Origin of the sequence: Pseudescherichia sp. (genome assembly GCF_031979925.1) — a bacterium.
Taxonomy (GTDB): Bacteria; Pseudomonadota; Gammaproteobacteria; order Enterobacterales; family Enterobacteriaceae; genus Pseudescherichia.
Map to the genome: position 1 here is coordinate 164,386 of NZ_DALZFB010000004.1, position 22,802 is coordinate 187,187.

The following is a 22,802-nucleotide window of genomic DNA, read 5'->3' on the forward strand; positions in this document are numbered from 1 at the left end:
ATGGATCTGCTGATCGTCTTAACCTATGTCGCTCTGGCCTGGGCTATCTTTAAAATATTCCGCATTCCAGTTAACCAGTGGACGCTCTCCACGGCGGCGCTGGGGGGCATATTTCTCGTCAGCGCCCTGATTTTGCTGATGAATTACAACCACCCCTATACCTTTACTGCACAGAAGGCGGTGATCTCTATTCCCATCACGCCGCAGGTCACCGGCGTCGTCAGCGAGGTGACGGACAAATCAAATCAGCTGATTAGAAAGGGCGACGTGCTCTTTAAACTCGATCCGGTAAGGTATCAGGCGCGAGTGGACAGGCTGAGCGCTGACCTGGTCACGGCCACCCACAATATTCACGTTCTCAAAGCACAGCTGGCGGGTGCCCAGGCCAATACCGTACGCGTCTCGGCCGAGCGCGATCGCCTCTATAAAGATTATCAACGCTACCTGCGCGGCAGCCGGGCGCGGGTGAACCCATTCTCTGAAAGCGATATCGACAACGCGCGGCAGAACTACCTGGCCCAGGATGCAATGGTAAAAACCTCTGTGGCGGACCAGGTTGAGATCCAGAGCCAACTGGACAGCATGGTCAACGGCGAGCAGTCGCAGATCGTTAGCCTGCGGGCGCAGCTGACGGAGGCGAAATACAACCTTGAGCAGACGGTGATCCGCGCTCCCAGCGATGGCTACGTTACCCAGGTGCTGATCCGCCCAGGGACTTACGCCGCCGCGCTGCCCCTGCGTCCGGTGATGGTCTTTATTCCCCAGCAGAAGCGGCAGATCGTGGCGCAGTTCCGCCAGAACTCCCTGCTGCGCCTTGAGCCTGGCGATGAAGCGGAAGTTGTTTTCAACGCACTGCCTGGTCAGGTGTTTAAGGGCAAGCTGACCACTATCCTGCCCGTCGTACCGGGCGGCTCCTATCAGGCGCAGGGCGCCTTACAGTCGCTGACGGTGGTGCCCGGCACCGATGGCGTGCTGGGTACGATTGAGCTGGAGCCGAACGCTGAGGTGGATGCTCTGCCAGACGGCATCTATGCCCAGGTCGCGGTCTACTCCGATCACTTCCACCATGTCTCGGTAATGCGCAAAGTGCTGCTGCGGATGACCAGCTGGATGCACTACCTCTATCTTGACCATTAATCTCAAAAGGCAGGAATGCGTTCAGCATCACCTGCCTTTTTTTCATCGCTGATCCATAATTACTTTTTCTGGGCAGACAGGGTCATGCAATGAAACTTATCGGCAGCTATACCAGCCCCTATGTACGCAAAATCTCCGTTATCCTGCTGGAGAAGGGGATTACCTTTGAATTTGTAAATGAGTTCCCCTACAACGGCGAAAACGGCGTTGCGCACTACAACCCGCTGGGAAAAGTGCCGGCGCTGGTCACCGACGAGGGTGAGGTCTGGTACGACTCGCCAATTATCGCTGCTTATCTGGAGCTGCTGGACGTTGCGCCCGCGATGCTGCCGCAGGAGCCAAAGGCGGCCCTGAAGCTGCGTCAGATAGAGGCTCTGGCCGATGGGGTAATGGACGCCGCGCTGGTCTCGGTGCGCGAGCAGGCCCGTCCGGCAGCCCAGCAGTCGGAGACCGAGCTGCTTCGCCAGCGGGAGAAAATCAGCCGGGCGCTGGATAGGCTGGAAAAGCACGTCAGCGAGGGCGATATTCAGCCGGATGCCCTCAACGTTGCCACCATCGCCGTAGCCTGCGCTATCGGCTATATCAACTTCCGCCGCGTCTCGCCCGGTTGGTGCGTGGACAGGCCGCAGCTGGTGAAGCTGGTAGAGACCCTGTTCCAGCGGGAAAGCTTTGCCCGCACCGAACCGCCAAAGTCATAGTCCACTATACTGACAGCCTGCGCCGGTACGCTGTACAATCCCCCTTCACGTCGAATCCTCTCCGGCGGGAGGGGTAATCTACTGCAGGCTTTGTCATGACCCTTGAACAACGTTCACTTTTCAGCCAGATCCCGGCAACCGATCGTCTGCTGCACGCCGACGCCTTTGCTGTCTTAGTCGATACCTTCGGTCACCGCCGCGTCGTAGATACCCTGCGCCAGCTTCAGGATGAGGCACGTCTTGCGGTGCGTGAAACCCAGGCCCTGCCGGAGTGGAGCGCGGACTGGGCGGCGGCAACGCAGAGTCGTCTGACGCAGCATGAAACCCGCGCCCTGCGGCCAGTGTTCAACCTGACCGGCACGGTGCTGCATACCAACCTTGGGCGCGCCCTCCAGGCGGAGGCCGCTATCGACGCGGTCGCCGAGGCGATGCGCACCCCGGTAACGCTGGAGTACGCCCTTGACGAGGCCGGACGCGGTCATCGAGATCGCGGCGTGGCGGATCTGCTCTGCCGCCTGACCGGTGCGGAGGATGCCTGCATCGTCAATAACAACGCGGCGGCGGTGCTGCTGATGCTGGCCGCGCTGGCGAACGGTAAAGAGGTAGTGGTATCGCGCGGCGAGCTGGTAGAGATCGGCGGCGCGTTCCGTATTCCGGACGTGATGCGCCAGGCGGGCTGCATTCTGCACGAGGTAGGCACCACCAACCGCACCCATGCCAAAGATTACCGCGACGCAATAGGCGAAAATACGGCGCTGCTGATGAAGGTGCATACCAGCAACTATGCCGTCACCGGCTTCACCAAAGCGGTGGAGGAGGCGGAGCTGGTGCAGATCGGCCTGCCGCTGGACGTACCGGTGGTGGCCGACCTGGGCAGCGGCTCGCTGATCGATCTTAGCCAGTACGGGCTGCCGAAAGAGCCGATGCCGCAGGAGATGATTGCCGCTGGCGTCAGCCTGGCGAGCTTCTCTGGCGACAAGCTGCCCGGCGGCCCGCAGGCGGGGATCATCATCGGCAAGCGCGAGCTGATTGCGAAGCTCCAACAGCATCCCCTGAAGCGCGCTCTGCGGGTGGATAAGATGACCCTCGCCGCGCTGGAGGCGACGCTCAGGCTCTATCTGCACCCGGAGAAGCTGGCCGAACGGCTGCCGACCCTGCGCCTGCTGACCCGCAGCGCGGACGATATCCGCCAGCAGGCCGAGCGGCTTCAGCCCGCTCTGGAGAGCCGCTATACAGAATTTTTAATTCAGGTTGAAGCCTGCCAGTCACAAATCGGCAGCGGCTCGCTACCGGTCGACAGGCTACCCAGCGCGGCGCTGACCTTTACCCCGCGCGACGGACGCGGCAGCCGTCTTGAGGCGCTGGCAGCCCAGTGGCGCGCGCTGCCGCAGCCGGTCATTGGCCGCATCTCTGAGGGTCGTCTGTGGCTGGATCTGCGCTGCCTTGACGATGAATCCCGCTTTTTGAACAGGTTATTGAAATGATTATTGCAACCGCCGGGCACGTCGACCACGGCAAAACCACGCTGCTGGAGGCCCTCACCGGCATCAACGCTGACCGGCTGCCGGAAGAGAAGAAGCGTGGCATGACCATTGACCTCGGCTACGCCTACTGGCCGCAGCCAGACGGACGCGTGCCGGGGTTTATCGACGTGCCGGGCCATGAGAAGTTTCTCGCCAATATGCTGGCGGGCGTCGGCGGCATCGACGGTGCGCTGCTGGTGGTCGCCTGCGATGACGGCGTGATGGCCCAGACCCGTGAACATCTGGCGATTTTACAGCTTACCGGTAACCCGGCGCTGACCGTGGCGCTGACCAAAGCCGATCGCGTGGACGAGGCGCGGATAGCTGAGGTGGAGGCCGAGGTGCGCAGCGAGCTGGCAGAGTATGGCTACCCGCAGGCGACACTGTTTACTACCGCCGCGACGCAGGGCCTTGGGATTGAGGCACTGCGTGCGCATCTGCTGGCGCTGCCCGAGCGCGAGCAGACGGCTGAGCACCGCTTCCGCCTCGCTATCGATCGCGCATTTAGCGTCAAAGGCGCAGGGCTGGTGGTGACCGGCACGGCGCTCTCCGGCAACGTCAAGGTGGGCGATACCCTGTGGCTCACCGGGGTAAACAGGCCAATGCGCGTGCGCGGTCTTCATGCGCAAAACCAACCGGTAGAGCAGGCTCATGCCGGGCAGCGTATCGCCCTGAACATTGTGGGCGACGCGGAAAAAGAGACCATCAGCCGCGGCGACTGGCTGCTGGCCGATGCGCCGCCCGAACCTGTTACGCGACTCATCGTGGCACTGCATACCCATGCGCCGTTGACTCAGTGGCAGCCGCTGCACGTTCACCATGCCGCCAGCCACGTCACGGGCCGCGTCTCGCTGCTGGAAAATAATCTCGCTGAGCTGGTGCTGGATACGCCGCTGTGGCTGGCAGATAACGATCGGCTGGTGCTGCGCGATATCTCTGCCCGCGCCACGCTGGCCGGAGCGCGCGTGGTTACGCTCAATCCACCGCGTCGGGGCAAACGTAAGGCAGAATATTTGGCATGGCTTGCCGCGCTGGCGGACACGCATGACGATGCTGGCGCGCTGGCGGTGCACCAGACGCGTGGGGCGGTAGATCTGCCGTCGTTTGCATGGGCAAGGCAGCTTAACGCCCAGGGGATGACGGCACTGACCGAGAGTCCACTGCTGATCCAGGCCGGAGATAGCCTGATCAGCGCAGAAGTGGCCGCCCGTTGGCAGCGCAAGATCCTCGATACGCTGACTACCTACCATGCGCAGCACCGGGACGAGCCAGGGCCAGGGCGCGAGCGTCTGCGACGCATGGCCCTGCCGATGGAGAGCGAGGCGCTGGTGTTGACGCTGATCGAGCGGATGCGAGAGAGCGGCGATATCCATAGCCATCACGGCTGGCTGCACCTGCCGGATCACAAAGCGGGGTTTACCTCTGAGCAGGAGGCGATCTGGCAGCAAGCCGCCACGCTGTTTGGCGACGAGCCGTGGTGGGTGCGCGATCTGGCGCGCGAAGTGGGGGCAGATGAGCAGGCTATGCGCAGCGTTCTGCACCAGGCGGCTCAGCAAGGGCTGATCACGGCGATCGTAAAGGATCGCTACTACCGCAACGATCGTATCGTGGCCTTTGCGAATCTGATCCGTGAGCTGGACGGCGAGCGCGGATCGACCTGTGCCGCCGATTTCCGCGATCGGCTCAACGTCGGACGCAAGCTGGCAATCCAGATCCTCGAATATTTTGACCGCATCGGCTTTACCCGCCGACGCGGCAACGATCACCTGCTGCGCGACGCCCTGCTATTCCCGGCCGAACCGCAGGTTTAACCCTGTCGCGCCCTATTCATCGGGCGCGATTTTCTGCTTCGCCAGCCACACTGCCCCTAATCTGCCCGCCTGGTTACCCAGCTTGCAGGGGTGGATCGGCACGCGCAGCGCCTCCCACATCTCAAAGGTCTCCAGGTGGCGATCGAGCAGCTGGTAAACTTTCTCCTGCTCGCTTATCCCGCCGCCAATCAGCACCGCCTCGGGGTCGAACATGGAGATGACGCTATAGACGCCGCGCGCCAGGAACAGCGCCCACTCGTTAATGGCCTCACGCAGATGGACGTCGCTGTCCATCCGCTCGAATAGCTCTTTACCATGCGGCATCTCGTCGGCAGAGACCGCCAGCGCCTGGCGACAGGCCTTCATCAGACCGCTGCCGGAGGCGACTTCGTGCATACATTCGCCGTTATTGCCGACCGGGATCACGCCAAACTCACCGGCGTGGAAGTGTACGCCGCGGAACAGCTCGCCGTTTACAATAATCCCACCACCAATGCCGGTGCCCACGGTGATGCAGACGAAGTTCTCAAACTCCTGTCCGGCACCGCGCCAGCGCTCACCCAGCGCCGCGCAGTTGGCATCGTTTTCCACGACTACCGGCAGATCGGTGAGGGTTGTGAAGAGATCGTGCAGATTTGTGCCGTCCATAAAGTCCAGCGCACCCGCTTTGGCCGCTTTGCCGGTATGCACGTTGATATGGCCAGGAAAGCTGACGCCGATGCCGGCAATCTCATGATCTTTCTGATAGGTCTCAACGACCTCTTTCCACGCTTTTTTAAACGACTCTTCATCTTCGGGCGTGTCGAACTCCTCCGAAGAGAGCTCTTTGCCATGCTCGTCGATCAGGCCATGCTTGATGTGGGTTCCCCCAACATCAAAACCAATAAAGTAGTGCATAGGTATTTCCCTTTTCCGGTTCCTTACGCTTAATTATGGCTCAGGCCAGACGGGAAAATGTAAAGTAAGGTAATACGTGAACAGCGTCGAAAAGCGGCAATCTACTTGCTTCTTTTTTATCCACCGCGTCTACCCTTGAAGGACACCCCTGCAAGGAGACGGCCATGACAAATAATCCCCCCGGCACCCGCGTCCAGCCTGGCGAGTACGGTTATCCTCTTACCTTAAAAGCGCGCTATGAAAACTTTATCGGCGGCGACTGGGTTCCACCCGCCGACGGCGAGTATTACCAGAACCTGACCCCGGTCACCGGCCAGCCGCTGTGCGAAATTGCCAGCTCCAGCAGGCGCGATATCGATCTGGCGCTGGATGCTGCCCATAAGGCGAAAGATAAGTGGGCGCACACCTCCGTGCAGGACCGGGCGGCCATTTTGCTGAAGATCGCCGACCGCATGGAGCAGAACCTGGAGCTGCTGGCGACCGCTGAGACCTGGGATAACGGCAAGCCGATCCGCGAAACCAGCGGAGCCGACGTGCCGCTCGCGATTGACCATTTCCGCTATTTTGCCTCCTGTATCCGCGCCCAGGAGGGCGGCATTAGCGAGGTAGACAGCGAGACGGTAGCCTACCACTTCCGCGAGCCGCTGGGCGTGGTTGGGCAGATTATTCCGTGGAACTTCCCGCTGCTGATGGCGAGCTGGAAGATGGCACCCGCGCTCGCCGCCGGGAACTGCATTGTCTTAAAACCCGCGCGCCTGACGCCGCTCTCCGTGCTGCTGCTGATGGAGATTGTGGGCGATCTGCTGCCGCCGGGGGTAGTGAACGTGGTCAACGGTGCGGGAGGCGAGATTGGTGAGTACCTTGCCACCTCGAAGCGCATTGCCAAAGTGGCCTTTACCGGCTCCACCGAAGTGGGTCAGCAGATTATGCAGTACGCGACCCAGAACATTATTCCGGTCACCCTCGAACTGGGCGGCAAGTCGCCGAACATCTTCTTCGCCGACGTGATGGATGAAGAGGATGCCTTCTTCGATAAGGCGCTGGAGGGCTTTGCCCTGTTTGCCTTTAACCAGGGCGAGGTCTGTACCTGTCCAAGCCGGGCGCTGGTGCAGGAGTCGATCTACGAGCGCTTTATGGAGCGTGCCATCCGTCGGGTAGAGAGCATTCGCAGCGGCAACCCGCTCGATACCGTCACCCAGATGGGGGCGCAGGTCTCCCAGGGGCAGCTGGAGACCATCCTCAACTATATCGACATCGGTAAAAACGAGGGGGCGGACGTACTCACCGGCGGGCGACGCAAGCAGCTTGAGGGTGAGCTGAAAGAGGGCTACTACCTCGAGCCGACCATTCTTTTTGGGCAGAACAATATGCGCGTCTTCCAGGAGGAGATCTTTGGCCCGGTGCTCGCCGTGACCACCTTTAAAACGGTGGAGGAGGCGCTGGAGCTGGCTAACGATACCCAGTACGGGCTGGGGGCGGGCGTCTGGAGCCGCAACGGCAGTCTGGCCTATAAGATGGGGCGCGGTATCCAGGCCGGGCGTGTCTGGACCAACTGCTACCATGCCTATCCTGCCCACGCGGCGTTCGGCGGCTATAAGCAGTCCGGCATCGGGCGCGAAACCCATAAGATGATGCTGGATCACTACCAGCAGACCAAGTGCCTGCTGGTGAGTTACTCGGATAAACCGCTCGGGCTGTTCTAAACCTTTATCGCCGGGTGGCGCTGCGCTTACCCGGCTATTTTTTTAATTGTAAAGCGAGGCCGTTGCTCGCAAAATATCAGCAAATGAGAATATATCGTCTACAGATCCTATCGCATGACGCGTCTCATTCTTTTCAAGATCGAATAAACCAATATATTTTTGGTTTCGATTGAAGTGCAGACGGCAAAGTGGCTTTCTATTGTTATCATCTATTAAAATTCCAAAATAGCTCTTCGTATCACGGTGATTGATTCTTTGCGGCTCAATAACCGTCCTTACGATTGCCTTAACGATATGATATCCTTCAAGTTCATCCATAGTTGTAATGATATCTGGCTCATCCTTACTCTCTTTCACAATTTCTTGATCTTCTGTAAGATTCGATAAATCCTGAAGCGGAGCTTGGGTTCCGCTCATGGCGGATTTCAATCTTTCGTTTATTTGTGCATTAACGTACTGGCTGGCTGCTTTTTTTGTTAGCGAGGCAAAATTGTCACGTACTTTTTGGGTCAAGATGCCATCATAAACTCGAGAAGCAAAAAACTTAACGAAGTCATCTTCAGGGTTGCTCATTTGAGCATGCAGGATCTTCTTAATTAGACTGACATATTTAAGCTCACCTGCGGCGCTAATTATTGAATCGATATCAAAGGCCGACTTGGTTAGCTTTTTAAGTTCAGGAATAACGGTTTCATCAATATCGAGTAAATCGATCTCAAGAAAAGGCTTTTCATCCATTTTATTTGGCGCTTCAAGGTCAGTAAAGAATTTGTAGCATTGCCCGTTCGTGAGGATAGAAATTCTGGCATTTGTTACATGAAAGTACCGGAAAAGTTGCGACGCATGATTAACGTTAAGAGGCTCGCCGATTTTTTTGCATTCAATGAGGATCTGAATTTCTCCGTTCTTCAATATTGCATAATCTATTTTCTCGCCCTTTTTCGTGCCTATATCACAGACAAATTCAGGGATAACTTCAGTAGGATCAAAGACGTCGTATCCTAAAACATTGTTAATGAATGGCATAACGAATGCATTTTTCGTCGCCTCTTCCGTCACAATTGCGCTTGATTGCTGCTTAATTTTTGCTGCCATTGCGCTTAGTTTGTCGAAAAACTCTACTGTCATAACCACTCCTGGGCATAATCGAGATTACAGGTTATTTACAATCAATGATTTTTTGGCGATGGGCTTTAGCATTCACTTTACAAAAGCAGAATGACACTTTTTACTTAAAATTTTAGTCATAATTGATATTACTTATCTTGCAATAAGAAAGAGTGTTTAATTTGAATATAAATCACAAATTTGATAAATAATTGAAAACGCCGGGTGGCGCTACGCTTACCCCGGCCTACGGTTTGTACACAGTGTAGGCCCGGCAAGCATAGCGCCGCCGGGCATTGCCCAAACTGTACATGACTTATCATACTTTCCAGCTTGAAAATCCTCTGACAACTTCCATTTTTGTCATGCGTTATTGTGTTTCCGCAGTCAGTAACTGTGTGTATGGTGTGTATAATGCGGGAAGAGTAGAGAATATATTAAGCCGGGCACGCTGGCGCAGATTTGGCGGCAGGCTGGTTTAAAACTTTAATGTAGGAGTGTCTATGTTTTATCCGGCTTATATTCATGCCGATCCTGACGGCAGCGCCAGTGGTTTCTTTCCGGATGTGCCGGGCTGTTTTTTTGCTGGCGATACGTTAGATGATGCCTTTCAGGATGCGAAAGAGGCCTTAACGGCACACTTCGAATTGCTTTGTGAAACTCAGGAGATGCTCCCTGGTCCGGGATCAATAGAAGCGCATCTGGAAAGTAATCCTGCTGATTTTATAGGCGGGCAATGGTTACTGGTTGATATAAACATCAACCAGTTTGATGGCCGTGCAGAACGAATCAATATCACGTTACCGAAGCGTTTATTAACAAAAATCGACCACTTTGTTCGTGAGCACCCTGACTACAGTAACCGAAGCGCCTTTTTGGCGGAGGCTGCAAGGCGTGTGCTGCCAGGACGCTGAGTCTTATGCTTTGCCGGGCGCTGCGCGTACCCGGCCTACAACGGTCTTAATTACTGCGTTCCTGCCAGGCGAGCTCAACTTCTTCGGCGAGGATTTTCACCCCGGCTTCGATCTTATCCGGGTCCGGCACGTAGTTCATGCGCATGCACTGGTGGGTGTGCGGCCAGGGCTTGTCGAGACCCGGGAAGAAGAAGTCCCCAGGCACCATCAGCACGCCGCGCTTTTTCAGACGCTGATAGAGCAGCTCGGTGGTAATGGGCAGGTCTTTGAACCACAGCCAGAGGAAGATGGCTCCCTCAGGCTTGTGGATGAGACAGCGCTCCTCCGGCAGGTAGCGGCGCAGAGTAGCCATTGTCTCCTGCACGCGCTGGTAGTAGAACGGCTTGATCACCGTCTCCGACAGGCGCAGCAGGTCGTTGCGTTTGATCATCTCACACATCATCGCCGGGCCGATGCCGCCGGGGGCAAGGCTAATAATGCCGTTCATGTTGCGGATCGCCGAAATGGTCTGCTCATTGGCGATAATAATGCCGCAGCGACTGCCGGGCAGGCCCAGCTTGGAGAGGCTCATACAGAGAATGGTGTTCGGGTTCCACAGCGGGCGCGCCTCGCTGAAGATAATGCCCGGGAAGGGCACGCCATAGGCGTTATCGATCACCAGCGGGATGCCGTGCTGGTTGGCAAGGGCATCCAGCTTGATCAGCTCCTCATCGGTAATAACGTTGCCGGTTGGGTTGGTCGGCCGCGAGACGCAGATCATGCCGGTCTCTTCGCCGATATGCAGATGCTCAAAGTCAACGTGATACTTAAACTGGCCGCCCGGCAGCAGTTCAATATTGGGACGGGCGGAGACGAAAAGATCCTCCTCCAGCCCGGAATCCGCATAGCCGATGTACTCCGGTGCCAGCGGGAAGAGCACCTTCCTGGTGGTTCCATCGGCACGGCGGCCAGCAAACAGATTGAACAAGTAGAAAAACGCGCTCTGGCTGCCGTTAGTCAGTGCAATATTCTGTGGTTCAATATCCCAACCCAGGGTGGTGCGCAGCATATCGGCGAGAGCGGTCAGCAGCTCGGATTTACCTTGCGGGCCGTCATAATTACACAGCGCATCAGTCGCTTTGCCGGAGACAAGCATATCGGCCAGCAGCTTCTGGAAGTAGTCGGTCATCTCCGGGATCTGCGCTGGGTTGCCGCCGCCTAACATAATGGCGCCGGGGGTGCGCAGACCGTCGTTGAGATCCTCCATCAGACGCGTAATGCCTGAATGTTGGGTAAATTTGTCGCCGAAAAGTGAAAATGTCATAGCAGGTGATCTATCGGTCTGATTTTAAAATTGGCACACCTTAACGCTAGCGCAGGCGCGGTGCAAATCCGTCGTCTGACTATGCTTTACGTTTTTATGCTAAAAACAGTTTCAACGGCAGATGTTAATTCTGTGTTCCTGCCCACACCACCATGATTTTATCTGTGCCGTTTTCACGCATAAATCCGCTGCCCTGAGTAAGCTCCAGCGACGACTGTTTGCCTGCCCCGATGGCAGGGTGACGGGCGCGGAACTGCCCGAGCTTCTGCCAGTGTGCGACGGTAGCTGCCGACTGGCCGCTGACATCCTGCCAGTTCATATCGGATCGGGTGCCCTGCAGCGGATCGGAACCGGTGGGGCCGAAGGGGCGCGCCGACTCATCACCATAGAAAATCTGTACCGCGCCGGGAGCCAGCAATAGCAGCTCGGCGGCTCGCTGACCGCCCTCGCGGAAAAGACGTGTATCGTGAGAAGAGAGATAGCTCAGGACGTTAAACTCCTGGAGTTTATCCGCCATCTGCTGCCAAATCGGCACTATATTTGCCAAACAGTCGGTGGCTTTGGCCGCCTGCTCCTGATAATCAAAGTTGATCATCGCATCAAAGCCATTGCGATAGTATTCGCTCTGCATCACGCCATGACCCCAGGCCTCGCCGGTCATCCAGAACGGCGCATCGTCACGCTTTTTCTCCGGATTCGCCTGCTTCCACTCTGCCAGCGCCGCCGTTGCCTGGGTCTTGAGCTGCTGCCACGCGGCCATCTCAACATGCTTGGCGGTATCGACCCGGAAACCGTCGATGCCGTACTCGCCTACCCACTGGCTCAGCCAGTGGGTCAGGTAGTCGCGCGGCGTATAGCCATCGATCTCTTTAGCCCGCGTGTCGGGCTTATGCTGATAGAAGACCGGCAGTCCGGAAGGGGTGGTGGATTCGGTCTTGATATCCGGCAGGAAGGCGAGGGACATCGTGAGATCGTCAAAGCCAGGGCTGTCGTAGTCGCCGATGTCGGTGCGGATCCAGTTTTTGCCCCACCACTTATCCCACGCGGCGGCATCGCTAAAGTTGATGTAGTCATTGAAGCTGTGCCAATTTTGTCCGGCGGCGGGCCGCCAGTCCGTCCACGTATCGCCAAGGATCTTCTCCCGCTCCTCGCCCTGTAAGTAGAGCGCACCAAACTGGTAAGTCTGCATATCCGCCAGGGTGGCGTAGCCGGTGTGGTTCATCACCACGTCCAGCAGCACGCGGATGCCGCGCTGGTGCGCACCGTCAACCAGCGCGCGCAGATCCGCCTCGCTACCCATGTTGGCATCCAGTTTCGTCCAGTCGAGGGTGTAGTAGCCGTGGTAGGCGTAGTGCGGGAAGTCGCCTTTGGTACCGCCGCCCACCCAGCCGTGGATCTGCTCAAAGGGTGCGCTGACCCACAGCGCGTTAACACCCAGCCCGGCGAGGTAGTCCAGCTTGCTGGTCAGCCCTTTCAGGTCGCCGCCGTGGAAGGTGGCGATCTCCTGCATGCCATCTTTATGGCGGCCATAGCTATTGTCATTGGCCGGATCGCCGTTGACGAAGCGGTCGGTAAGAACAAAGTAGACGGTGGCGTTGTGCCAGCTAAAGGGGGCATCCGCAGGGGTGTCGGCCTGCTCAAGCAGCAGCAGGCCGCCACTTTTGACATCGGGCTGAAGCGTAACGTTTCCCCCTTCCACCGTGGCAACCTGCTGGCTATAGAAGTCACGCACCTGACTGCCCTCGGCAAAGGTTTTACTCACGTCGACCGTGAGCTTTTTGCCGTCCCATACCGGACACTGACGCAGGGCGGTACTGCTGACCTCTGCTTCAGGCGGGGCGGCAACCGTCAGCATTAGCGTCGGCGTGCCCGAGCGGGTATCTATCTGTAGCGCGTAGTCGCCGTCGCGAAAAATTCGCCACTGCGGCGCGTCACCGGCGCAGGGCTGAAGCGACAGCATCTGATTGAGCTTAGGTGCGCTGGCGGGCTGCCAGCACTGATTATCACTTTTTAAGGTGAGAGGAGTGGTACCCTTTTTGAACGTAGCCTCGCTGTGATAGACCCCGCTGCCGGTGGCGCTGAATGCAGGAAAGCCGGGCGCGGTCCATTCAGACCAGGCAGTAATGGGGAGCAATAAAAGCGCAAGGGCACAGCGTTGCATAGTGGCGTCCTCTCCAGGTTTTTCATCAGTGTGCCACCCGTTGTGCAAGGCAAACTCATCCCTGCGGGGTGAGTACCGGGGAGGAGGTCAAAGGCTGAGCGATCTGCTTCACATTTAAGCGGAAATTTGCGAGAGGCCACACACTTTATGACTATTTTTGCCTCTATAGACCCGTTTGGCTGATGACACCAATTAGGAAATGGACTATTTCTTAGGGTGCTCCCGAGGGGTATTTTTGATACAATTTGAGATTCCGCTCTCAAAATCTTGTAAAAATAAGGTGTTGGAATGCATCAATCCGACCAGGAGACCTAATGATATCGACTCCCATTCGACGATATGGGGCTGCGATACTCATGTTACTCACCGCGGCATTTTCAGGTGAGGTGATTGCGAAAACGCACGCACAGACAACGAGTTACAAAGCCCACACAAGCAGCCATAAGCACAGTAAAACGTTAAGCAGTACTAAAAAGGTTAGCAGTAAAACGATTAGCAGTAAAAAGGTTAGCAGTAAAAAAGTTAGTAGTAAGCTGGCAAGCAGTAAACAAGAGTATTCTCGCAATAGTGCAAAGAGCAGTTCACTTCCTGATTTGCGAAAATACCCTTCCGGAACACCAAGGAAAAAGGCGTTTCTCCGGACGGTTATGCCCTACATCACTAGCCAAAATGCTGCGATTACTGCCGAGCGCAACTGGCTGGTTTCTAAACAGTACGACAATCGCTGGTCGCCGACCGAGCGTGCGCGTCTGAAAGACATTGCCAAGCGTTACAAGGTGAGCTGGTCGGGTAATACCCGCCGTATCCCGTGGAATACGCTGCTGGATCGCGTCGACATCATCCCTGACAGCATGGTTGCCACCATGGCGGCGGCCGAGAGCGGCTGGGGAACGTCGAAGCTGGCGCGCAACAACAACAACCTGTTCGGCATGAAGTGTGCGAAAGGCCGCTGTAACAACGGCCCGGGCAAGGTAAAAGGCTACTCCCAGTTTGACTCGGTAAAAGAGTCAGTGGGTGCCTACGCGGCTAACCTCAATACCAATCCGGCGTATGCCTCGTTCCGTAAATCCCGTGCGCAGCTGCGCAAAGCGGATCAGGAAGTGACTGCCAGCACCATGATCCACAAGCTCAGTGGCTATTCGACGCAGGGTAAGCGCTATAACAACTACCTGTTTGCCATGTATCAGGACAACCAGCGGTTAATTGCAGCGCATATGTAATGATTGTGTCGGGTGGCGCTACGCTTACCCGACCTACATTACTATCTCGCTATAGCGATCCCGATAATCCTTCGGCGTGCTGCCGTACTCCTTTTTAAATACCGAATAGAAGTATTGCAGCGACGGGTAGCCGCACATCTGTGAAATCTCGTTTATCGACAGCGAGGTGGAGATCAGCAGGCTGCGCGCCTTCTCCAGCTTCTCGGCGTGGATCATCGCGTGAATGGTTTCGCCCACTTCTTCTTTAAAACGCTTCTCCAGGTTCGATCGCGAGATCCCTACCGCATCCAGCACTTGATCCACCTTAATCCCTTTGCAGGCATGGTTGCGGATGTAGTGCATGGCCTGGATCACCGCCGGGTCGTTGAGCGACCGGTAATCCGTCGAGCGCCGGGCCACTACCCGCACCGGCGGCACCAGCAGCCGCTGAAGGGGCATTGCCTCGTTATCCAGCAGGCGGTGCAGCAGCTTCGCCGCCTGGTAGCCCATCTGCCGCGTACCCTGCGCTACCGATGAGAGCGCTACGCGCGACAGGTAGCGCGTCAGCTCCTCGTTATCGATACCAATCACGCACAGCTTCTCCGGGACCGGAATATGCAGATGCTCGCACACCTGCAACACGTGGCGGGCGCGGGCGTCGGTTACCGCAATGATGCCGGTCTGTGGCGGCAGGGTTTGTAGCCAGTCGGCGAGGCGGTTCTGGGCGTGCTGCCAGTTTTCAGGAGCGGTCTGTAGCCCCTGGTAGACCACGCCGCGATACTTCTCCTGCGCGACCAGCTGGCGAAAGGCGTGCTCCCGCTCCGCCGCCCAGCCTTTACCGCTGGCAGCGGGCAGGCCATAGAAGGCGAAGCGGTGTACCCCCTTCTCTTTCAGATGCAGAAAGGCGCTCTCTACCAGAGCGTGGTTATCGGTGGCGATGTAGTGCACCGCCGGATAATCCTCCGGTCGATGGTAAGAGCCGCCTACCCCGACGACTGGCACGCCAACGTCGGTCAGCACGCGTTCGATCTCGTCATCGTCGAAGTCGGCGATGACGCCGTCCCCCAGCCACTCTTTGATATTGTCGAGGCGGGTACGGAAATCTTCCTCAATAAAAATGTCCCACTCTGACTGGGAAGCCTGAAGATATTCGCCAACGCCCTCAACGACCTGGCGATCGTAGGCTTTGTTGGCGTTAAACAGCAGCGTGATCCGGTGGCGCTTGGCAAACATGTTGATCTCTTCCTGATAAATCCCCGTTTCTGATTACCATAATCAGCACAAAGCCGGAGAGATTTTCCCCGGCAGTGTGATCATCTCTGTAATTTGTCCGCTATGTGCGGCGTTTTGTGGCAGAGTCCATCCAGACCGCCAGCAGCAGGATCGCCCCCTTGACGATGTACTGCCAGAAGGTCGGGACGTCCATCATGCTCATGCCGTTGTCCAGCGAGGCCATAATAAAGGCCCCCATCACCGCGCCCGCCACGCTGCCGATCCCGCCCGCGAGGCTGGTGCCGCCGATGACGCAGGCGGCGATGGCGTCCAGCTCGGCAATGTTCCCCGCCGACGGCGAGCCAGCGCCGAGGCGCGAGCTGAGGATCAGCCCGGCGATAGCTACCATCAGGCCGTTGATGGCGAACACCGCCAGCTTGGTGCGCTCGACGTTGATCCCCGACAGGCGCGCCGCCTCAATGTTGCCGCCGATGGCGTAGATCCGCCGTCCGAAGGCGGTGCGCGTTGCCATAAACATCCCCGCCAGCAGCAGGAAAACCAGCAGCAGTACCGGCGTCGGCACCCCACGGTAGTCGTTGAGCAGCCAGATCGCACCCAGCACAACCACCGCTATCAGCGCCTGCCTGCCGACCACCATGGTGGAGGCCGACGTTGCCAGCCCCAGCGACTGACGACGCAGCCGTCCACGCCACTGCCAGAGCACAAACAGCACCAGCCCCAGCGCACCGACGCCAAAGCCAAACCCGTCCGGCAGGTAGCTCTGGCCAATCTGCGACATCGCCGCGCTGGTGGGCGAGACGGTGGTGCCGTTGGTGATGCCAATCAGCACGCCGCGAAACGCCAGCATTCCCGCGAGGGTGACGATAAATGACGGCACCTTGCGGTACGCCACCCACCAGCCGTTCCAGGTACCCAGCAGCAGCCCGAGCACCAGCGTCACCGCAACGGTAAGCGGCAGCGGCCAGCCCAACCAGACGTCAAAGATCGCCGCCGCGCCGCCCAGCAGGCCCATCATGGAACCCACGGAGAGGTCAATCTCGGCGGAGATGATGACAAACACCATCCCCACCGCCAGGATGCCGGTGATGGCGGTCTGGCGCAGCAGGTTAGAGATGTTGCGCGCGCTCAGGTACGAGCCGTCGGTCATCCAGGTAAAGAAGAGCATAATTGCCACGATGGCGGCAATCATGACAAAGACCTGGAGGTTGAGAGATTTCAGCCCGCTAAACGCCCCGGGAGCCGGGGAGGCGAGCTTCAGTTCAGACGGATTGCTTTTCGACATGATGTTCGCTCCTCAGCGCCGCTTCCATAACCTGTTCCTGGGTCAGATGGTGATTGATGAGATTGGCCTTGAGCCGGCCTTCATGCATCACCAGCACCCGATCGCTCAGCCCCAGCACTTCCGGCAGCTCGGATGAGATGACGATGACGGCAATGCCCTGCTGTACCAGCTGGTTAATCAGCTTATAGATTTCATACTTCGCGCCGATATCGATCCCGCGTGTGGGTTCGTCGAGGATCAGAATGCGCGGATTGAGCAGCAGGCAGCGGGCCAGAATCGCCTTCTGCTGGTTGCCACCGCTGAGACGGCCAATCGCCAGCTCCGGCGAAGAGGTTTTGACCTTCAACCGCTGGAGCGATTGCAAAATACACTGCTGCTCGGCGGCATCGTCAAGGGTGCTTAGCGTGCCGGAAAAATCATCCAGCGCCGCCAGGGTAATGTTCTTGCCGACCGCCATCACCGGCACGATGCCATCTTTTTTCCGGTCCTCGGGCACCATGGCGATCCCGTGGGCGATGGCCTGCTGACAGTTGCTTATCTTCACCGGCTGGCCGTCGATGAATACGCTGCCTTCATGGCGGCCAGGCCAGACGCCAAACAGGCACTGCACGGCCTCGGTGCGCCCGGCACCGACTAATCCGGCAATGCCTAAGATCTCCCCTCGCCGCAGGGAGAAGGAGACGTCGTTTACCCGCTTAATGTGTCGGTTAACGGGATGCCAGGCGGTGAGATGCTCGACGCGCAGGATCTCATCACCCGCCGTGTGTGGCTCGCTCGGGTAGAGCGCAGTCAGCTCCCGGCCCACCATCATGGTGATGATGGCGTCCTCGCTCATGCCCGCCGCGTCGCGCATCCCCACCGGCTTGCCGTCGCGGATCACGCAGATGACATCCGCAATGGCCTTCACCTCGTTCAGCTTGTGCGAAATGTAGATGCAGGCGATATCGTGGTTTTGCAGGTCGCGAATGATATCCAGCAGCACCGCCGTCTCCTGCTCGGTGAGCGAGGCGGTAGGCTCGTCGAGGATCAGCAGCCGCACCTGCTTGTTGAGCGCCTTGGCAATCTCAACCAGCTGCTGCTGGCCTAAGCCCAGATCGCCAACCCGGGTATCCGGGGAGATGGCGAGGCTAACCTGCTTGAGCAGCTTGTCGCAGCGCAGCGTCATGGCGTCGTAGTCCATCACCCCGTGATGGGTCAGCTCCGCGCCAAGGAAGATGTTCTCCAGCACCGTGAGGTGCTTAACCAGTGCCAGCTCCTGGTGAATAATGGCAATACCCCGGCGTTCGGTATCGCGGATATGGCTGGCGATGAGCGGCTCACCGGCAAAGAGGATCTCGCCATCGTAGCTGCCGTGCGGGTAGATGCCGCACAGCACCTTCATTAAGGTGGATTTGCCCGAGCCGTTTTCACCGCACAGGGCCAACACCTCGCCGGCGTTCAGCGCCAGGCTCACGTTATCGACGGCTTTAACCGCGCCGAACGCTTTGGTGATGTTTTTCATTTCCAGTAAATAAGGCATACCTGCTCCGCGTGGATCGTTGGAATAACAGTGCCTGAGGCGCTCCCCCGTTGTGCCGGGGGAGGGTGTGATGCTTACAGCTCGCTTTTCTTATGGAAGCCGTCTTTCACTACGGTGGCGTCGATATTCTCTTTATTCACTTCGATAGGGGTCAGCAGGCGGGCAGGAACATCCTTCAGGCCATTATTTAGCGAGGTATCGGCTTTCGGCTGCTGGCCATTTCCCAGCTCGACGGCAATTTCAGCGGCGGTATTCGCCAGCTCGGTGATGGGCTTATAGACGGTCATGGTCTGGCTGCCGTTCATAATACGTTTGATCCCGGCAAGGTCGGCATCCTGACCAGAGATAGCCACTTTACCCGCCAGCCCCTGGGCGCTGAGGGCCTGGATTGCGCCGCCTGCGGTGGCGTCGTTCGAGGCGACAACCGCATCGATTTTGTTATTGTTGGCGGTCAGGGCGTTTTCCATGATTTTCAGCGCGTTTTCCGGCAGCCAGCCATCGGCCCACTGGTCGCCAACCACTTTAATTTTGCCGCTGTCGATATAGGGTTTTAATACTTTCATCTGACCCGCCCGGAACAGCTTGGCGTTATTATCCACCGGTGAGCCGCCCATCAGGAAATAATTGCCTTCGGGCACTTTGGTGACCAGGCTCTGTGCCTGCATTTCTCCTACTTTTTCATTATCGAAAGAGATATAAAAATCGATATCAGCATTATTGATCATGCGGTCGTAGGCTAATACTTTAATTCCCTCCTGCTTAGCCTCTTTTATCACATTACTCAATACCTGGCCGTTGTAGGGAATAATCACCAGCACGTCAACGCCACGGTTGATCATATTTTCAATCTGTGACATCTGGGTCTCTTCGTTACCGTTGGCCGACTGGACAAAGACTTCCGCCCCCAGCGACTCGGCTTTTTTAACAAAGATATCGCGATCTTTTTGCCAGCGTTCGAGGCGCAGATCGTCAATGGCCATCCCAATCTTGACCTCTTTAGCATGGCTCGCGGCGCTGGCGAGCAGCAGCGAGGCGCAAAGCGTAAGGCAAAGGTTCTTTATCTTCATAATATTAATACCTTTTGTAGGGTTATCGGGCTTGAGATAAAAGAAACATGCACAGCGACAGACGTAGCAAATTTTTAACATCTTATTGCGGGCTGGCAATTACTGATTTTTATCTTCTGATTACGTTTTTTGGTTTATTTTCTAATTTATGACCGCGATCTTATTTTAAGCCGCTAAAGGGATATTTGAGAGCCAGCGCACGTTTGTGCATTCTCTCAATAGCAGTGTGAAATAACGTAATTGAGCAACGCCCGGCGAATATCCACTATTAATGCCACTGATATCCCCTGCCGCAGACATTGATTATGGAGCTGAATATGCAAGCCTATTTCGACCAACTTGACCGCGTTCGCTATGAAGGCCCGAAAACCGCCAACCCGTTAGCCTTTCGCCACTACAACCCGGATGAACTGGTGCTGGGCAAGCGGATGGAAGATCACCTGCGCTTTGCTGCCTGCTACTGGCACACCTTCTGCTGGACCGGCGCAGATATGTTTGGCGTTGGCGCGTTCGAACGCCCGTGGCAGCAGGCTGGCGATGCGCTGGCGCTGGCAAAACGCAAAGCCGACGTGGCCTTTGAGTTTTTCCACAAGCTCAACGTTCCCTACTACTGCTTCCACGATGTGGATGTCTCCCCGGAAGGGGCGTCGCTGAAGGAGTATCTCAATAACTTTGCCACTATGACCGACATCCTGGCCGAGAAGCAGCAGCAGAGCGGCGTGAAGCTGCTGTGGGGCACGGCAAACTGCTTCACTCACCCACGCTACGGCGCGGGCGCAGCGACGAACCCGGATCCGGAAGTCTTTAGCTGGGCGGCAACCCAGGTAGTTACCGCCATGAACGCTACCCATAAGCTGGGCGGTGAAAACTACGTGCTGTGGGGCGGCCGGGAAGGGTATGAAACGCTGCTCAATACCGATCTGCGCCAGGAGCGTGAACAGATCGGCCGCTTTATGCAGATGGTGGTCGAGCACAAACACAAAATTGGCTTCCAGGGCACGCTGCTTATTGAGCCGAAGCCGCAGGAGCCAACCAAGCACCAGTACGACTATGACGTGGCTACGGTCTATGGCTTCCTCAAGCAGTTTGGTCTTGAGAAAGAGATCAAGGTCAATATCGAGGCCAACCACGCCACGCTGGCCGGGCACTCCTTCCACCATGAGATCGCCTCTGCAATTGCGCTGGGTATTTTCGGCTCCGTTGATGCCAACCGCGGCGACATGCAGCTGGGCTGGGATACGGACCAGTTCCCGAACAGCGTCGAAGAGAACGCGCTGGTGATGTATGAGATCGTGAAGGCGGGGGGCTTTATCACCGGCGGCCTGAACTTTGATGCCAAAGTGCGTCGCCAGAGCACCGACAAATACGATCTGTTCTATGGTCATATTGGCGCGATGGACACTATGGCGCTGGCGCTGAAGGTAGCGGCCCGCATGATCGAAGATGGCGAGCTGGATAAGCGCGTGGCGAAACGCTACGCGGGCTGGAATGGTGAGCTGGGCCAGCAGATCCTGAAAGGGCAGCTTACGCTGACCGAGCTGGCGAAGTACGCTGAACAGCAAAATCTGGCCCCGCAGCACCAGAGCGGTCATCAGGAGCTGCTGGAAAACCTGGTCAACCACTATATTTTTGATAAATAACCAGCATTGCCCGGTGGCGCTGCGCTTACCGGGCCTACGAACCTGTAGGCCGGGCAAACGCAGTGCCACCCGGCGTTTTCAAGGGAGTCACTGCTATGTATATCGGCATCGATCTGGGCACGTCGGGTGTAAAAGCCATCCTGCTGAACGAGCAGGGCGAGATGCTGGCTTCGCACACCGAGAAGCTCTCCGTCTCACGTCCGCATCCGCTCTGGTCAGAGCAGGATCCCAACCAGTGGTGGCAGGCGACAAATAGCGCGTTGAAGGCTCTGGGTCAGCAGCAGCAGCTGGCCGGGGTAAAGGCCATCGGCATTGCCGGGCAGATGCACGGTGCAACGCTGCTGGACAGCGATAATTGCGTTCTGCGTCCGGCCATTCTGTGGAACGACGGCCGCTGTGCAGAGGAGTGCGCCCTGCTGGAGACGGCGGTACCTGACTCGCGCCAGATCACCGGCAACCTGATGATGCCCGGCTTTACCGCACCCAAGCTGCTGTGGGTTAAACGCCACGAGCCTGAGGTGTTTGCCCAGGTAGCGAAAGTGCTGCTGCCGAAGGATTATCTGCGTCTGCGCATGACCGGCGAGTACGCCAGCGATATGTCCGACGCGGCGGGAACCATGTGGCTCGACGTGGCTAAACGCGACTGGAGCGATGAGATGCTCGCCGCCTGCGGGCTCTCCCGCGAGAACATGCCCAACCTGTTTGAGGGGAGTGAGATTGCCGGCACGCTGCTGCCGGAGGTGGCGGCCGCATGGGGAATGCCTGCCGTACCGGTCGTGGCCGGGGGCGGGGATAACGCTGCGGGCGCGGTGGGTGTCGGCATGGCGGATGCCGGGCAGGCGATGCTCTCCCTGGGCACATCGGGAGTCTACTTCGCGGTCAGCAACGGTTTCCTTAGCAAGCCAGAGAGCGCCGTGCACAGCTTCTGTCATGCGCTGCCCGATCGTTGGCACCTGATGTCAGTGATGCTCAGCGCGGCCTCCTGCCTCGACTGGGCGGCGGCGCTCACCGGGCTGGATTCGGTCTCTGAGCTGATTGCCGCAGCGGAGCAGGCTGACGATAGCGCGGGCGATCTCTGGTTTTTACCCTATCTCTCCGGGGAGCGTACTCCGCACAACAATCCGCAGGCGAAGGGCGTTTTCTTTGGCCTGACGCATCAGCATGGGCGGCGCGAGCTGGCCAGAGCGGTGCTGGAAGGCGTTGGTTACGCGCTGGCGGACGGGATGGATGCGGTGCATGCCTGCGGCGTGACGCCGAAAAGCATCACCCTGATCGGCGGCGGGGCACGCAGCGCCTACTGGCGGCAGATGCTGGCAGATATCAGCGGTCAGCAGCTCGACTACCGCACCGGGGGTGACGTCGGTCCGGCGCTGGGCGCGGCCCGGCTGGCGCAAATTGCAGCTAATCCACAGACGCCGCTGGCGGATCTCCTCCCGCAGCTGCCGCTGGAGCAAGAACATCACCCGGACGCAGAACGTCATCAGGCCTATGCGCCACGGCGGGAGACCTTCCGTAAGATCTACCAGCAGCTGTTACCGTTGATGTCGTGATCGTTTTACGATGTTAATGACGTTGTAGGCCCGGCAAGCGCACGCGCCGCCGGGCATC

The 22,802-nt window shown here is 57.7% G+C and carries 17 protein-coding genes; 9 read left to right on the top strand and 8 right to left on the bottom strand.

Annotated features, from left to right (window positions below; genetic code table 11):
- The 4 genes from RTM13_RS09130 (at position 1) to selB (ending at position 5,169) form a co-directional block, all read left to right on the top strand.
- Positions 1–1,137 carry an HlyD family secretion protein gene (locus RTM13_RS09130; RefSeq protein WP_312211740.1) on the top strand — a complete coding sequence of 379 codons (1,137 nt, stop codon included), beginning with the start codon at positions 1–3 and terminating at the stop codon, positions 1,135–1,137.
- A gap of 89 nt (positions 1,138–1,226) precedes the next feature.
- On the top strand, positions 1,227–1,835 hold the full coding sequence (locus RTM13_RS09135; protein WP_312211741.1) for a glutathione S-transferase: 609 nt from the start codon (positions 1,227–1,229) through the stop codon (positions 1,833–1,835).
- 95 nt (positions 1,836–1,930) lie between these two features.
- Positions 1,931–3,319 carry an L-seryl-tRNA(Sec) selenium transferase gene (gene selA / locus RTM13_RS09140; protein ID WP_312211742.1) on the top strand — a complete coding sequence of 463 codons (1,389 nt, stop codon included), beginning with the start codon at positions 1,931–1,933 and terminating at the stop codon, positions 3,317–3,319.
- Positions 3,316–5,169, top strand: a complete 1,854-nt coding sequence (selB, locus tag RTM13_RS09145; RefSeq protein WP_312211743.1) for a selenocysteine-specific translation elongation factor — start codon at positions 3,316–3,318, stop codon at positions 5,167–5,169. The genes selA and selB overlap by 4 nt, the downstream gene beginning before the upstream one ends.
- A gap of 12 nt (positions 5,170–5,181) precedes the next feature.
- Here the strand turns inward: selB and RTM13_RS09150 are convergent, their stop codons facing one another.
- Entirely contained in the window at positions 5,182–6,066 is an 885-nt protein-coding gene (locus RTM13_RS09150; RefSeq protein WP_312211744.1) for an ROK family protein, read from the bottom strand.
- Between the two features lie 164 nt (positions 6,067–6,230).
- Between RTM13_RS09150 and aldB the strand changes: the two genes are divergently transcribed.
- Positions 6,231–7,769 carry an aldehyde dehydrogenase AldB gene (aldB, locus tag RTM13_RS09155; RefSeq protein WP_312211745.1) on the top strand — a complete coding sequence of 513 codons (1,539 nt, stop codon included), beginning with the start codon at positions 6,231–6,233 and terminating at the stop codon, positions 7,767–7,769.
- A gap of 42 nt (positions 7,770–7,811) precedes the next feature.
- Here the strand turns inward: aldB and RTM13_RS09160 are convergent, their stop codons facing one another.
- Positions 7,812–8,897 carry a type I restriction endonuclease gene (locus RTM13_RS09160; RefSeq protein ID WP_312211746.1) on the bottom strand — a complete coding sequence of 362 codons (1,086 nt, stop codon included), beginning with the start codon at positions 8,895–8,897 and terminating at the stop codon, positions 7,812–7,814.
- A 482-nt stretch (positions 8,898–9,379) separates the two neighbouring features.
- Between RTM13_RS09160 and RTM13_RS09165 the strand changes: the two genes are divergently transcribed.
- Entirely contained in the window at positions 9,380–9,790 is a 411-nt protein-coding gene (locus RTM13_RS09165; protein WP_312211747.1) for a type II toxin-antitoxin system HicB family antitoxin, read from the top strand.
- Positions 9,791–9,836: 46 nt separating this feature from the next.
- Here RTM13_RS09165 and avtA read toward each other — a convergent pair whose 3' ends face one another.
- Positions 9,837–11,093, bottom strand: a complete 1,257-nt coding sequence (gene avtA, locus RTM13_RS09170) for a valine--pyruvate transaminase (protein WP_312211748.1) — start codon at positions 11,091–11,093, stop codon at positions 9,837–9,839.
- Positions 11,094–11,217: 124 nt separating this feature from the next.
- Complete coding sequence (locus RTM13_RS09175; protein ID WP_312211749.1) at positions 11,218–13,254, bottom strand: alpha-amylase; 2,037 nt, start codon at positions 13,252–13,254, stop codon at positions 11,218–11,220.
- Between the two features lie 314 nt (positions 13,255–13,568).
- On the opposite strand from RTM13_RS09175, the gene RTM13_RS09180 reads away from it, so the two are divergent.
- Positions 13,569–14,474: a protein bax gene (locus RTM13_RS09180; RefSeq protein ID WP_312211750.1), complete on the top strand. Its 906-nt coding sequence runs from the start codon at positions 13,569–13,571 to the stop codon at positions 14,472–14,474.
- Positions 14,475–14,507: 33 nt separating this feature from the next.
- Here the strand turns inward: RTM13_RS09180 and xylR are convergent, their stop codons facing one another.
- From xylR to xylF, 4 genes are all read right to left on the bottom strand, one after another.
- Positions 14,508–15,686 carry a D-xylose utilization transcriptional activator XylR gene (gene xylR / locus RTM13_RS09185; protein WP_312211751.1) on the bottom strand — a complete coding sequence of 393 codons (1,179 nt, stop codon included), beginning with the start codon at positions 15,684–15,686 and terminating at the stop codon, positions 14,508–14,510.
- 100 nt (positions 15,687–15,786) lie between these two features.
- Entirely contained in the window at positions 15,787–16,968 is a 1,182-nt protein-coding gene (gene xylH, locus RTM13_RS09190) for a xylose ABC transporter permease XylH (protein WP_312211752.1), read from the bottom strand.
- Complete coding sequence (locus tag RTM13_RS09195; protein ID WP_312211753.1) at positions 16,946–18,487, bottom strand: xylose ABC transporter ATP-binding protein; 1,542 nt, start codon at positions 18,485–18,487, stop codon at positions 16,946–16,948. Before RTM13_RS09195 ends, xylH begins: the two co-directional genes overlap by 23 nt.
- Before the next feature lie 74 nt (positions 18,488–18,561).
- Positions 18,562–19,554, bottom strand: a complete 993-nt coding sequence (gene xylF / locus RTM13_RS09200) for a D-xylose ABC transporter substrate-binding protein (RefSeq protein ID WP_312211754.1) — start codon at positions 19,552–19,554, stop codon at positions 18,562–18,564.
- 317 nt (positions 19,555–19,871) lie between these two features.
- On the opposite strand from xylF, the gene xylA reads away from it, so the two are divergent.
- On the top strand, positions 19,872–21,194 hold the full coding sequence (gene xylA, locus RTM13_RS09205; RefSeq protein ID WP_042394153.1) for a xylose isomerase: 1,323 nt from the start codon (positions 19,872–19,874) through the stop codon (positions 21,192–21,194).
- 95 nt (positions 21,195–21,289) lie between these two features.
- The gene (gene xylB, locus RTM13_RS09210) at positions 21,290–22,744 is read left to right on the top strand and encodes a xylulokinase (protein ID WP_312211755.1); all 1,455 of its coding nucleotides are present in this window, start codon (positions 21,290–21,292) and stop codon (positions 22,742–22,744) included.
- The last annotated feature ends 58 nt before the right edge of the window (positions 22,745–22,802 follow it).

Bases quoted from the DNA above. Each gene is read 5' to 3' on its own strand.
- RTM13_RS09130 (WP_312211740.1), top strand. From the start codon at position 1: ATGGATCTGCTGATCGTCTTAACCTATGTCGCTCTGGCCTGGGCTATC.
- RTM13_RS09135 (WP_312211741.1), top strand. From the start codon at position 1,227: ATGAAACTTATCGGCAGCTATACCAGCCCCTATGTACGCAAAATCTCC.
- selA (WP_312211742.1), top strand. From the start codon at position 1,931: ATGACCCTTGAACAACGTTCACTTTTCAGCCAGATCCCGGCAACCGAT.
- selB (WP_312211743.1), top strand. From the start codon at position 3,316: ATGATTATTGCAACCGCCGGGCACGTCGACCACGGCAAAACCACGCTG.
- RTM13_RS09150 (WP_312211744.1), bottom strand. From the start codon at position 6,066: ATGCACTACTTTATTGGTTTTGATGTTGGGGGAACCCACATCAAGCAT.
- aldB (WP_312211745.1), top strand. From the start codon at position 6,231: ATGACAAATAATCCCCCCGGCACCCGCGTCCAGCCTGGCGAGTACGGT.
- RTM13_RS09160 (WP_312211746.1), bottom strand. From the start codon at position 8,897: ATGACAGTAGAGTTTTTCGACAAACTAAGCGCAATGGCAGCAAAAATT.
- RTM13_RS09165 (WP_312211747.1), top strand. From the start codon at position 9,380: ATGTTTTATCCGGCTTATATTCATGCCGATCCTGACGGCAGCGCCAGT.
- avtA (WP_312211748.1), bottom strand. From the start codon at position 11,093: ATGACATTTTCACTTTTCGGCGACAAATTTACCCAACATTCAGGCATT.
- RTM13_RS09175 (WP_312211749.1), bottom strand. From the start codon at position 13,254: ATGCAACGCTGTGCCCTTGCGCTTTTATTGCTCCCCATTACTGCCTGG.
- RTM13_RS09180 (WP_312211750.1), top strand. From the start codon at position 13,569: ATGATATCGACTCCCATTCGACGATATGGGGCTGCGATACTCATGTTA.
- xylR (WP_312211751.1), bottom strand. From the start codon at position 15,686: ATGTTTGCCAAGCGCCACCGGATCACGCTGCTGTTTAACGCCAACAAA.
- xylH (WP_312211752.1), bottom strand. From the start codon at position 16,968: ATGTCGAAAAGCAATCCGTCTGAACTGAAGCTCGCCTCCCCGGCTCCC.
- RTM13_RS09195 (WP_312211753.1), bottom strand. From the start codon at position 18,487: ATGCCTTATTTACTGGAAATGAAAAACATCACCAAAGCGTTCGGCGCG.
- xylF (WP_312211754.1), bottom strand. From the start codon at position 19,554: ATGAAGATAAAGAACCTTTGCCTTACGCTTTGCGCCTCGCTGCTGCTC.
- xylA (WP_042394153.1), top strand. From the start codon at position 19,872: ATGCAAGCCTATTTCGACCAACTTGACCGCGTTCGCTATGAAGGCCCG.
- xylB (WP_312211755.1), top strand. From the start codon at position 21,290: ATGTATATCGGCATCGATCTGGGCACGTCGGGTGTAAAAGCCATCCTG.